12 protein-coding genes are annotated in these 11,746 nt (G+C 74.2%); 6 read left to right on the forward strand and 6 right to left on the reverse strand.

Annotation, left to right across the window (positions count from 1 at the left end; translation table 11 throughout):
* Nucleotides 1-280 precede the first annotated feature (280 nt).
* Together EF903_RS19250 and EF903_RS19255 are read left to right on the forward strand one after the other, a co-directional pair.
* The gene (locus tag EF903_RS19250) at nt 281-1,498 is read left to right on the forward strand and encodes a cation:proton antiporter (protein ID WP_125544821.1); all 1,218 of its coding nucleotides are present in this window, start codon (nt 281-283) and stop codon (nt 1,496-1,498) included.
* Nucleotides 1,499-1,578: 80 nt separating this feature from the next.
* Entirely contained in the window at nt 1,579-2,631 is a 1,053-nt protein-coding gene (locus EF903_RS19255; RefSeq protein ID WP_125544823.1) for a CdaR family transcriptional regulator, read from the forward strand.
* Nucleotides 2,632-2,664: 33 nt separating this feature from the next.
* On the opposite strand, the gene EF903_RS19260 is transcribed toward EF903_RS19255, so the two are convergent.
* Entirely contained in the window at nt 2,665-3,318 is a 654-nt protein-coding gene (locus tag EF903_RS19260) for a response regulator transcription factor (RefSeq protein WP_125544825.1), read from the reverse strand.
* Nucleotides 3,315-4,286, reverse strand: coding sequence for a HAMP domain-containing sensor histidine kinase (locus tag EF903_RS19265; RefSeq protein ID WP_125544827.1), 972 nt, complete (start codon nt 4,284-4,286; stop codon nt 3,315-3,317). Before EF903_RS19265 ends, EF903_RS19260 begins: the two co-directional genes overlap by 4 nt.
* 272 nt (nt 4,287-4,558) lie before the next feature.
* On the opposite strand from EF903_RS19265, the gene EF903_RS19270 reads away from it, so the two are divergent.
* Complete coding sequence (locus EF903_RS19270; protein ID WP_125544829.1) at nt 4,559-5,029, forward strand: cation:proton antiporter regulatory subunit; 471 nt, start codon at nt 4,559-4,561, stop codon at nt 5,027-5,029.
* Between the two features lie 3 nt (nt 5,030-5,032).
* Entirely contained in the window at nt 5,033-6,262 is a 1,230-nt protein-coding gene (locus EF903_RS19275) for a cation:proton antiporter (protein ID WP_125544831.1), read from the forward strand.
* A gap of 248 nt (nt 6,263-6,510) precedes the next feature.
* On the opposite strand, the gene EF903_RS19280 is transcribed toward EF903_RS19275, so the two are convergent.
* Nucleotides 6,511-6,867 (reverse strand): zinc ribbon domain-containing protein YjdM, encoded by a 357-nt coding sequence (locus tag EF903_RS19280; protein WP_125544833.1) that lies wholly within the window; start codon nt 6,865-6,867, stop codon nt 6,511-6,513.
* Nucleotides 6,868-7,000: 133 nt separating this feature from the next.
* Here EF903_RS19280 and EF903_RS19285 point away from each other — a divergent pair, with 133 nt between their 5' ends.
* Both EF903_RS19285 and EF903_RS19290 read left to right on the forward strand, forming a co-directional pair.
* Nucleotides 7,001-7,957, forward strand: a complete 957-nt coding sequence (locus EF903_RS19285; RefSeq protein WP_185902727.1) for a bile acid:sodium symporter — start codon at nt 7,001-7,003, stop codon at nt 7,955-7,957.
* A gap of 157 nt (nt 7,958-8,114) precedes the next feature.
* Nucleotides 8,115-8,450: an antibiotic biosynthesis monooxygenase gene (locus EF903_RS19290; RefSeq protein WP_125544836.1), complete on the forward strand. Its 336-nt coding sequence runs from the start codon at nt 8,115-8,117 to the stop codon at nt 8,448-8,450.
* A gap of 97 nt (nt 8,451-8,547) precedes the next feature.
* Here the strand turns inward: EF903_RS19290 and EF903_RS19295 are convergent, their stop codons facing one another.
* The 3 genes from EF903_RS19295 to EF903_RS19305 form a co-directional block, all read right to left on the reverse strand.
* Nucleotides 8,548-9,018: a hypothetical protein gene (locus EF903_RS19295; RefSeq protein ID WP_125544839.1), complete on the reverse strand. Its 471-nt coding sequence runs from the start codon at nt 9,016-9,018 to the stop codon at nt 8,548-8,550.
* A gap of 17 nt (nt 9,019-9,035) precedes the next feature.
* The gene (locus tag EF903_RS19300) at nt 9,036-10,094 is read right to left on the reverse strand and encodes an SCO0930 family lipoprotein (protein ID WP_260615611.1); all 1,059 of its coding nucleotides are present in this window, start codon (nt 10,092-10,094) and stop codon (nt 9,036-9,038) included.
* Between the two features lie 151 nt (nt 10,095-10,245).
* Nucleotides 10,246-11,592 carry an NADH-quinone oxidoreductase subunit NuoF family protein gene (locus EF903_RS19305; protein ID WP_260615609.1) on the reverse strand — a complete coding sequence of 449 codons (1,347 nt, stop codon included), beginning with the start codon at nt 11,590-11,592 and terminating at the stop codon, nt 10,246-10,248.
* Between the last annotated feature and the right edge of the window lie 154 nt (nt 11,593-11,746).

Here is an 11,746-nt window from a genome sequence, read left to right on the forward strand (position 1 = left end):
GCCGCCGCCATGCTCGGCACCACCCAGGGCTTCCTCCGCGCCATCGGCGAGGCCCGCCTGATCACCCCGCTCCGCTCCGAGGGCGGACACCGCCGCTACTCCCGCTACCAGCTGCGCATCGCCGCCCACCGGGCAGTCGCCGCACCCGGGCGCGACGCACGCGCTCGCGGTCCGGTCGCCGTACCCGCATCGCGCTCCACCACCGGCGGCACGCCCCGCCGCCGGGATCCCGCGAAGGCACCGCCGCCTTCCCCTCACCGCCACCGGAGGACACAGGCCCGTGCACACCACCACAGTCATGCTCATCGAACTCGGAGCGATCATCCTCGGTCTGGGACTCCTCGGGCGACTCGCAGGACGCGTGGGCTTCTCCCCCATACCCCTCTACTTGCTCGGCGGGCTCGCCTTCGGCCACGGCGGCTTCCTCCCGCTCACCGCCAGCGAGGAGTTCACCGCCACCGGCGCCGAGATCGGGGTGATCCTGCTCCTGCTGCTGCTCGGCCTGGAGTACAGCGCCTCCGACCTCGTGACCAGCCTCAAGACCCAATACCCCTCCGGCGCCGTCGACTTCGCGCTCAATGCCGTGCCCGGCGCGGCCGCCGCGCTGCTGCTCGGCTGGGGGCCCGTCGCCGCCGTCGCGCTGGCCGGCGTCACCTGGATCTCCTCCTCCGGCGTCATCGCCAAGGTCCTCGGCGACTTCGGCCGCCTCGGCAACCGCGAGACGCCCGTCGTGCTCGGCATCCTGGTCATCGAGGACCTCGCCATGGCCCTCTACCTGCCCATCCTGACCGCCCTGCTCGCCGGCGTCAGCCTCGCGGGCGGCGCGCTCACCCTGCTGATCTCGCTCGGCACCGTCGGCGCCGTCCTGTACCTCGCCCTGCGCCACGGGCGCGTCATCAGCCGTGCGGTGTCCTCCGACAGCGCCGAGATGCTGCTCCTCGTGGTCCTCGGGCTGACCCTCCTGGTCGCGGGCATCGCCCAGGAGCTCCAGGTCTCCGCGGCCGTCGGCGCGTTCCTCGTCGGCATCGCCCTGTCCGGGGAAGTCGCCGAGGGGGCGAGCACGCTGCTCACCCCGCTGCGCGACCTGTTCGGCGCCGTCTTCTTCGTCTTCTTCGGCCTGTCCACCAACCCCGCCGACATCCCGCCCGTCCTCGTCCCCGCCCTCGTCCTCGCGCTCGCCACCACGCTCACGAAGATCGCCACGGGCTGGTACGCGGCGCGCCGCGCCGGCATCCGGTCCGCGGGCCGCTGGCGCGCCGGGGGCACCCTCGTCGCGCGCGGCGAGTTCTCCATCGTCATCGCCGGGCTCGCCGTCGGCGCCGAGCCCCGCATCGGGCCGCTCGCCACCGCGTACGTCCTCATCCTCGTCGTCCTCGGGCCGGTCGCCGCCCGGTGGACCGAGCCGCTCGCCCTCCGCCTCACGCGCCGCCCCGCTCCCCCGGGACCGGTCTCCATGCCCGCGGCGGAGCGCATCGACCCCGCCCACACCGGCAGTTGAGGGCAGAGCGGGGCCGGGTGGCCGACGGCACCGTGCAAGACTCGCGACATCGTCACAAGAACCACGGGGGACACCGACCGGTGCAGCACACCACACAGACGAGCTTCCTGGAGGGCCTCGGCCGGATCATCACCGAGGCGTCCGCGACCGGCCGCCGCCTGACCCGCGACGAGCTGGAGTCGCGGCGCGTCCTCGGCGCCAAGGCGGCCGAGGCCGGGCACGGATGGCGCGCCCTGGTCCGCGAGCACCTCGCGGCCAGCAGGCTCGGCCGGTCCGGGTCGGGCGACCTGGACAGCGTCCTCAGCGCCGTCGAGCAGGCCGTCGACGCCTTCGCCGAAGGGTACGAGCAGGCGCAGCGGCTCGTCGTCCGCCGGGAGGAGGCCGCCCGGCGCGAGTTCATCGACGACCTCCTCCACGGCCGCGGCGACCCGGGGCAGCTCTCCGCCCGCTCCGAGCGGTTCGGGCTGCGCCTGTCCCGTACGCACGCGGTCGCGGTCGCCGAGGGGCCCGCCCCGTACGACGAGACCGACCCGGTGCCGCGGGAGGTGGAGGCCGGCCTGTTCGCCCGGTTCGAAAGGCGCCGCATCCTGTTCACCACGAAGGACGGCCGCATGGTGTGCATCGCGCCGGCCGAACAGGACGACGTCCTCGTCCACTTCGCCAAGCGGGCGCACGCCGCGACCGATGGCGGGCAGGTCGCGATCGGCCGGCCCCGCCGGGGCGCCGTCGGCATCGGCCACAGCTACGAGGAGGCGCTCAACGCGCTCGACGTCGCCCACCGCATGGGCTTCGACGAGCCGCTGCTGCGCGCCGCCGACCTGCTGGTCTTCCCCGTCCTGGCCCGCGACCGGCAGGCGCTGGTGGACCTCGTGGAGACCACGCTCGGCCCTCTGGAGCAGGCGCGCGGCGGGCCGCAGCCGCTGATCCACACCCTGATCGCCTACTTCGACACCGGCTGCACCGCCGCCGAGGCCGCGCGGCGGCTGTCCCTGAGCGTCCGCGCGCTCACCTACCGCCTCGAACGCGTCCACACCCTGACCGGTCTCCACCCGAACGACCCCGTGCACCGCTACACGCTGCACACCGCGGTCATCGGTGCCCGCCTGCTCGACTGGCCGGCGAGGCGGAACTGACCGCCGGCGGCCCGCGCCCCGCGGTGGCGCCGCTCACGGTTCGATGAGGCCGGCGCGGATGGCGTAGCGGGTGAGCTCCAGGCGGTCGCGGAGGCCGAGCTTCTGGAGCAGGTTGGCGCGGTGCCGCTCGACGGTCTTGGTGCTGATGACGAGGAGGTCGGCGATCTCCTTGGACGTGCGGCCTTCGGCGACGAGGGTGAGGATCTCCTCCTCGCGTGCGGTGATGGGGCGGGCGGGCAGCGGGTCGCCCCTGCGGACGCGGTCGAGGCGGCTGCGGATGAGGGCGGTCTCGGCGCCGGGGTAGATGAAGGGCTCGCCGCGCAGGGCGGAGCGGCAGGCCTCGACGAGGTCGCGGTCGGCGACGGATTTCAGGACGTACCCGGAGGCGCCGGCGCGCAGCGCCTCGAAGAAGTACTGCTCGTTGTCGTACATCGTCAGCATCAGGGTCCGCAGGCCGGGGCGGATCCGGGCGAGCTCGCGGGCCGCCTGGAGGCCGCTCCGCAGCGGCATGGCGATGTCGAGGACGGCCAGGTCGACGCCGGGGTCGCGGGCCAGCTCGACGGCCTCGGCCCCGTCGGCGGCCTCGGCGACGACGGTGAGGTCCGGTTCGGCGTCGAGGATGAGGCGTACGCCCCGGCGGACCAGGGCGTGGTCGTCGGCGAGCAGGACGCGGGCCGGTCGGGTCATCGGGCGCTCTCCGGGGGCCGGTGTTCCGTGGTGCTGCCTGCGGCGTCGAGACGCACCTCTGTTCCGCCGGCCGGGGCGGGGCCGATGCGCAGCTCCGCACCGACGAGCAGGGCGCGTTCCCGCATGCCGCGGATGCCGGCGCCCTCCGCGGCCGGGCCGATCCCCCTGCCGTCGTCGCGAACGAGCAGGCCGACTCCCCCGCCGGGCGTGGTGCGGAGGTGGAGTTCGACCGTGCGGGCACCGGAGTGGCGGGCGGTGTTGGTGAGCGCCTCCTGGGCGATCCGGTAGAAGACGAGCTCGGTCGCCGGGTCGAGCTGCGGCAGGCCGGGCGTGATGTGGGTGGTGACGCCGAGCCGGGAGGTGGAGAACTCGGCGGCCAGGGCGCGCAGGGCGCTGTGCAGGCCGAGTTCCTCCAGGACTCCGGGGCGCAGGCGGCGGGCGATGCGGCGGATCTCGTCCAGGCCGGCGCGGGTGGTCTCCTGCGCTTGGCGGAGGTCCTCGCGGACCGGTTCCGGGGCGTGGTCGGCGGCGTGTTTGAGCTGGAGGAGGACGGCGGTGAGGGTCTGTCCGACCTCGTCGTGGAGTTCCTGGGCGATGCGCCGGCGTTCGGCCTCCTGTCCCATGAGGACCCGGCCGGCGCTGGCGGCGCGCTCGGCTTCGAGGCGGCCGAGCATCGCGTTGAACGTCCTGGTCAGTTCGGCGATCTCCCCGGTGCCGGTGACGTCGGCGCGGTGGCCGGGGTGCAGGAGGTCCGCGGTGGCCATGGCGCGGGTGAGGCGCTGGAGCGGGGCGAGGCCGATGCGCAGCAGGACGGCGTTGGCGATCAGCATGGCGGCCAGGCCGGCGAGGAGGACCAGTGCCTCGGCGAAGAGGACGGGCGTGGAGACGGTGACGGGCCCGAGGAGCAGCAGGGCGGCCGCGATCAGGACGGCGGCGTTGAGGAGGAAGATCCGCCGGTACAGCGACATGGTCCGCGCCCCTCTCCGTGTCCGGCGGTTCCACTGTCGCCGCCGTACGGCCCGTCGTCATGCGGGGGCTGACCTGCGGTTGCCGCAGGGTCCCCGCGCCAGCCTCGCGGGTGCGGGGCCGCCTGTCCATCCGTGGTGACACCCATGTGCCGGCGATGTTCGCACCTGGCAACATGTCCTTCTGCCGCGCCCGGTCACCTGCCCGGTCCCGCCGCATTTCGCACCACCATCGAAGGACCAACAGAAGGGGATGGGCTGTGCCTGCTCCACGGATGAGCACCACGCCGCTGCCCGGCATCGGCGTGCAGTACGACCTCACCACGCGGGAACACCAGCATCTGTCGGTGATCGCTCACCTGGACGGGACACGCACCGTCAACGTCTACCGCTCGGACGACCCGGACGCCTGCGCGCAGTCGCTGCACCTGACGAGTGGCGAGGCGGACACCCTCGTCGACGCGCTGATGCCCGCGCACCACAGCCCGAACCTGCTGTCGACGACGGGCCTGGGGCTGGTCGCCGAGCGCGTCGAGCTGTCCTCCGCGGCGTACTGGAACGGCCGGACCCTCGGCGAGACGCGGATGCGGACCGAGACCGGCGCGTCCGTCGTGGCGGTGCTGCGGCGGGCGGAGGCGATCCCGTCCCCGACGCCGGCGTTCCGGCTGGCCGGCGGGGACACCCTGATCGTGATCGGCACCCGCGAGGGTGTCGAGGCGGCCGCCGTGATACTCGGACGGGAGTGACGGGTGCACTCTTCCGCGATCTTCCTGATCGAGTTCGGTGCGATCATCCTCGGGCTCGGCCTGCTCGGGCGCCTGGCCGGCCGTCTGCAGTTCTCGCCCATCCCCCTGTACCTGCTGGCGGGCCTGGCCTTCGGCACGGGCGGCCTGCTGCCCCTCGGCGCGAGCGAGGAGTTCGTCGCGATCGGCGCCGAGATCGGCGTCATCCTGCTGCTGCTGATGCTGGGGCTGGAGTACACGGCGAGCGACCTCGTCTCCAACCTCAAGACGCAGTACCCGGCGGGTCTGGTCGACTTCGCCCTGAACGCCGTGCCCGGCGCGCTCGCGGCGCTGCTGATGGGCTGGGGGCCGGTCGCCGCGGTCGTGCTGGCCGGCGTGACGTGGATCTCCTCCTCGGGCGTGATCGCCAAGGTCATGGGCGACCTGGGGCGCCTCGGCAACCGTGAGACCCCGGTGATCCTCAGCGTGCTGGTCCTGGAGGACCTCGCGATGGCCGTGTACCTGCCGATCGTGACCGCCCTGCTGGCGGGCGTCAGCCTGGCGGCGGGCAGCGCGACGCTGGCGATCGCGCTCGGCGTGGCCGGTGCGGTCCTCTTCGTGGCCGTCCGCTACGGGCGCCTGATCTCGCGGTTCGTCTCCAGTGACGACCCCGAGAAGCTGCTGCTGGTGGTGCTCGGCCTGACCCTGCTGGTCGCGGGCATCGCGCAGCAGCTCCAGGTGTCGGCGGCCGTCGGCGCGTTCCTCGTCGGCATCGCCCTGTCGGGCGAGGTCGCGGAGGGCACGCACACGCTGCTGAGCCCGCTGCGGGACCTGTTCGCCGCGGTGTTCTTCGTCTTCTTCGGCCTGCACACCGACCCGGCGAGCATTCCGCCGGTGATCCTGCCGGCGCTGGCGCTCGCCGTCGTGACCGCCCTGACGAAGATCGCGACCGGTTACTGGGCCGCGAAGCGGGCCGGTGTCGGTGTCAAGGGCCGCTGGCGTGCCGGCGGCACCCTGGTGGCGCGCGGCGAGTTCTCGATCGTCATCGCAGGTCTCGCCGTGAGCGCCGGGATCGAGCCGGAGCTGGGGCCGCTGGCCACCGCGTACGTGCTGGTCCTGGTCGTGGTCGGGCCGCTGACCGCCCGCTACACCGAGCCCGTGGCCGCGTGGGTCGGCAAGCGCCGCAGCGGCGGCGGGCCGGCGGCCGGCGAGGCGGCCGCGGCCAAGTCCGTCCAGGACCCGGTCGGCCGCGTGTGACGTGAGGACCGCCGGGGCGGCGGCCGCCGGTTCGCGGGAAGCGGGCCGGCGGCCGCCGCCTCTGCCGTCGCGGGCCTGCGGTCAGGCGCCGAGCGCGGTGAAGCCCCCGACGAGGGCGCCGTACCCGATGTGTGCGGCGACCGTGACGAGCGGGGTGCCCCGGGCCCGTGGTGCAGCATCAGGAAGCCGGGCGGCTCCGGGAGGGCCGCCTCGGGAGCCGCCGGCCGCCCTGCGCGGGGTCCGCCGGATCAGGCCTTCTTGACCACGCTGGACTTGAGCTGCATGTTGCCGAAGCCCTCGATGCGGCAGTCGATGTCGTGGCCGTCGACGCCGTCCACCAGCTTGATGCCGCGCACCTTGGTGCCGGCCTTGATGCCGGACGGGCTGCCCTTGACTTTCAGGGCCTTGACCACGGTCACCGTATCGCCGTCCTGGAGGACGTTGCCGACCGCGTCCTTGACGACCTTCTCGCCGGACTCGCCGGCGGGGGCTTCGGACGGGGCCGGCGACCACTCGTGTCCGCACTCGGGGCAGACCAGGAGCGCGCCCATCTCATAGGTGTAGGTTCCGGAGCATTCCGGACACGGCGGCATGGTGTCGTTCATGCGGAGATCGTAGGCCATGGGTCGCGGGGGGAAACGCGGTGTGAGGATGGGGGCCGCCGCTCATGGGCGGGATGGGCAACGAGACGTACGGAGCGACGTGCAGCAGCGGAAGGCCAAGGGCCCGGTCGAGCGGATGGAGGACCGCCAGGTCGCGATCCACCTCGCGGCGATGGCGGCCGGCGGGCTGCTGGGATGGCTGGTGCCGGCCGTCGGCCCGGGCCTTGAGGGCGCCGTCAATACCGTCCTCGGCGCCCTCCTCTTCGTGACGTTCCTCCAGGTCCCGGCCTCCGACCTCGCCCGCTCCCTGCGCGACGGCCGGTTCCTGGCGGCCGCGCTGGTCGTGAATTTCGCCGTCGTCCCGCTGGTGGTGGCCGCGATGTTCCCGTTCCTCCCCGCCGACCAGGCCGTCCGCCTCGGTGTGCTGCTGGTGCTGCTGTGCCCGTGCGTGGACTACGTGATCGTCTTCACGGGCCTGGCGGGCGGTTCGAGCCGCCGCCTGCTCGCCGCCACGCCGCTCCTGCTGGTGGCGCAGATGCTCCTGCTCCCCGTGTTCCTCTCCGTGTTCATGGGGTCGGGCCTCGCCGGCGTCGGCGCGTTCGGGCCGTTCCTGGAGGCGTTCCTCGTCCTCATCGCCATCCCGCTCGCGCTCGCCTGGGCGCTCCAGGCCTGGGCGGCCCGCCGTCCGGCCGGCGCGAGGACCGCCGCGGCGGCGACCACGGCGATGGTGCCCCTGATGGCCGCGACCCTCTTCACGGTCGTCGCCGGGCAGATCCCGAAGGTGGGCGGCAGCCTGGCCGACGTCGCCGCCGTCATCCCCTTCTACGCGGCCTTCCTCCTCGTCATGGCCTTCGCGGGCAGGGCCGTGGCCCGCCTCTTCCGCCTCGGCACGGGGGCCGGGCGGGCCGTCGTCTTCACAGGCGCGACCCGCAACTCCCTCGTCGTCCTTCCCCTGGCCCTCGCCCTTCCCGACTCCTTCGCCGTCGCGGCCGCGGTGGTGGTGACGCAGACGCTCGTCGAGGTGCTCGGCATGACGGCGTTCGTACGCCTGGTGCCGCGCCTGCTGCCGGAGGCGGCGCCCACGGCGTCCTGAAGCGGCGCGCGGTATCCGCCGGGGCGGTGCGGCCGGGTGCCGCGCGCAGGACGGATCCGGCCCGCCTGCCGCCGGATGGGGCAGCAACGCCACCCGTTCGAGGCGGTTCTCGCCGCAGGGCGCGCACGACCCGGCGGGTAAGGGGAGAACTTGAAGCATGACCGTTACCGCGAACATCGACAGCAGCCGCCCCGTCGCGACGCTCATCAACGTCTTCACCGTCGCACCGGAGCGCCAGCACGAACTGATCGCCCTGCTCACCCGCGCGACCGAGGAGACGATGAAGCACCAACCCGGCTTCATCTGCGCCAACTTCCACGCGAGCCAGGACGGCGAGCGCGTCATCAACTACGCGCAGTGGGAGAGCGAGGCCCACTACCGCGCCATGCTCGCCAACCCGGAGGCTCGCGTGCACATGGACGAGGCGGCCGCCATCGCCGTGGATGTCCAGCCGCGTCTCTTCCACGTCGCCTCACACCACGGCAGAGGCTGACGCGCAGCGGAACGGGGCGGCCGGCACCCCTGGTGGAGGGTGCCGGCCGCCCCGTCGTGTGCGGGCGCACCGCGCAGGCCGGTTGCGCGGGCCCGCGTCAGGGTGCCCCGTGCCCCTCGTGGGGGGAGGGGCCGCCGGTGGCGGGCGAGCCGTGGCCGGGGGCGGACTCGATCGCGCCGCCCAGGCGGTCGCGCACCGGGGCCAGCGCCTCGGCGGACCCGGCGGTGACGACCCAGCGGGGGCCGACGAGGTACGTGCCCCCGTAGGCGCGCGCCTCCGCCAGCCAGGCGCTGCGGCCCTCCTCCGTGCCGAAGGTGGCCATCCGGTACGCGGTCGGCCCGGTGCCGCAGGCCCCCTCCCGCAGTTCCTCGGCGTCCACGGTGACCTCGGGCGTGCAGCCGAGCGCTCCGGCGATCTCCGCCAGCGGGGCGGGGCGGGGGGCTTGGGAGGCGGACGGTGCAGCGGCCCCGTCCCCGGGGGCGGCCCCGCCTTCCCCGCAGCCGCCGCACAGCAGCAGCACGGGCAGGGCGGCGGCGCAGGCGGCCAGGCGGGCGGAGGTCGGGAACACGGCTTTCCTCACGGGTCTCAGCCGGCCGAAACCGGAGCCTTCTTGCCGGTCTCGGTGACCGCGAACCACAGGCCCTGCTTGTTGTGGCCGTTGGTCTGGCCGGGTTCGGTGTCGCCGGTGAACGTGTACACCGGCCAGCAGTCGATCGTCAGCTGCTCGCTCCCGTCGGGCCGCTTCACCGTGCCGATCAGTTCCGGCCGGATTCCCGACGCCTTGGTCTTGTCGACCGGGGCGGCGGGCTTCCACGTCTCCGCGCACGCACCGACGCAGGTGACCTTCATGGGCCACGCACTGTCCTTGTCGAAGCGGTACAGGGTGCGCCACTGACCGTCGACGAGTATCTTGCCGAGCTTTTCGTTCGCGGCGACGGAAAGCTCCTTGTCCGGATTCTGCGAATATCCTCCCGAACCGGATCCGCCACCCATTCCCATTCCCATTCCCATTCCCGTCCCCGACCGGCCTCCGCCACCCGCGTTCTGCTTCTTGTCGACCGCCTTCTTCCCGTCGGGCGCCAGCGCGTGCCACGTCCCGCCGACCCCCTCGCCGTTCGCCTCGCCCGGCCGGGTGTCCTTGGCGTACCGGTAGACGGGCCAGCCGGCGAGGGTCAGCTGCTTGGTCCCGTCGGAGCGGGTGACCGCGCCGAGCAGGCCCGCGTCGATGCCGGCGGAGGCGGTGGCGTCGTCGGCGGGGACCGGCGGCCAGGCCGTGGCGCAGTCGCCGTCGCAGGTGGACTTCGGGGGCTGCGGGGTGTCCTTCTCGAAGCGGTAGAGGGTCGCCCCCGCGCCGTCGGTGACGACGCTGCCGACCGACGCGATCTCCCGCACGGCGAGCTGCCCCGCCGGCCCGCCCTTGCCGCCGCCGGCGGCGTCACCGGCCGCGGAGCCGGCGCCGGAGCCGCTCAGCTCGCCGGGGGCGGCCCCGTAGCCGCTGCCCGCTCCGTAGGCGTCCGCGAGGGACTTCCCCGCGCCCACGGGCTGTACGGAATTCCCGCCGCGCGCTTCGCCGCCGCCTCCTCCGCAGGCCGCCGTCAGCATCAGGACGGCGGCCACCGATCCGACGGTTGTCACGCGGCGCATCTTGTTCACGTTCGCTCCTTCGGGTTTTCCCGGGGGTTGTGCTGCCGAGTAATTCATAAACCCCGGGAGGGGCTGGGAATGGATACGGCGGGGAATTTGTCAGAAGCCGCTAACCGGTGAACTCCCGGTCGTGCGCGCCGCCGCCTCCGGTTCACTCCTGGATGCGCAGCGCCAGGGCGGGGCAGCGCCGCACGGCCCGCAGGGCCTTCGCCCTGTACCGCTCGGGGACGGGCATGACGGCCTGCGCCGGGAAGCCGTCCGCGTCCAGGCGGACGACGTCCGGCAGCAGGTCGGCGCAGAGGCCGTGGCCCCGGCACAGCGTCCAGTCCACGACGAGCCGTTCGGGGTTCTCGTCGGCGGGCAGGGGCAGCGCGCCGACGACGCGGCGGCCGCAGCCGCTGCCGAGGGCGTGGTCGCGCAGCTCGTCGGGGAAGACGGCGAGTGCGGAGGCGACGAAGCCGGAGGTGCCGTCGGGATGGCTGCACGCGCCGCGGCCGCGCACCGCCCGCATGCGGTTCTCGATCGCGTCCCAGGCCGCCCTGCCGCCGCCCGCGACGAGTTCCTCCACGGCCGTGGCGAGGGAGGGCAGGCCCCGGACGCACGGGCCGCACTGGCCCGCCGACTCGTCGGCCATCCAGCGGGCCACGCGGGCGACTTCGCCGGCGGGGCAGGTGTCCTCAGGCAGGGGCAGCACCGCGCCCGCGCCCAGTACGGCGTTGACGGAGGACAGCGACTGGCGGGACAGCGTCACCGAGCGCGCGGCGGCGGCGGTCAGCCAGCGGCCGTGGTAGCCGCCGACGAGGACGCCCTGCCCCGGGGAGTATCCGCACAGCTCCAGGACGTACGCCAGGGAGGTGCCGGTCGGCACCTCGACGACGGTCGAGCCGGCGACGGTGAGCAGGACGGTGCCGGGCTCGGTGGGCAGGCCGGACGAGCAGTACCCGGAGGCGCCCAGCCGTGCGGCGACGGCGAGTTGGGCGTACGTCTCGGTGTTGGACAGCAGGGTGGGGACCCCGCCGAGGCCGCGGTCGCTGGTGCGGACCTTCTGCCCGTTGGGCAGGGCGGGGGCGCCCTCGATGCCGTTGATGAGGGAGGTGCCCTCGCCGGTGACGAAGCGCTCGGGGAGTCTGGCGACGCGGACGCGGCTGCCGGCCGGGCCGCGCTCGGCGACGGCCGCGCGCAGGGACCGCTCCACGTCGTCGCGGGTGACGCCGACGACCACGTCGTCGGCGCCGAGCGCGGCGGCCGCGAGGAGCGCCCCGTCGAGGACGAGGTGCGGGGCGTGCAGCAGCACCGCCTTGTCCTTGAGGCAGCTGGGTTCGCCCTCGCTGCCGTTGACGACGACGGCGGTGCGCCCGTCGCGGGAGCGGGCGGTCCGCATGACCGCCCGCAGCTTGCGGGCGAAGGGGAAGCCGGCTCCGCCGCGGCCCCGCAGGTCGATGTCTTCGGCGAGCTCGACGAGTTCCTCGGGCCGGTAGAGGGGCAGGGGGCCGTGCACGGCCAGGTGGTCGGCCCGGTCCAGGCGCGGCAGGGCTGGCAGAAGGCGCTGGAGAACTGGACCAGGCTGGCCCGCTCGCCGGGCTCCGCGCCGAGTTCGGCCGCGCCGAGCGGGCCCGCGGCCCCCGGCCGCCCGCCGTCCGCGGCGGGCCCGC

Source organism: Streptomyces sp. WAC05292 (genome assembly GCF_003949955.1).
GTDB lineage: Bacteria > Actinomycetota > Actinomycetes > Streptomycetales > Streptomycetaceae > Streptomyces > Streptomyces globosus.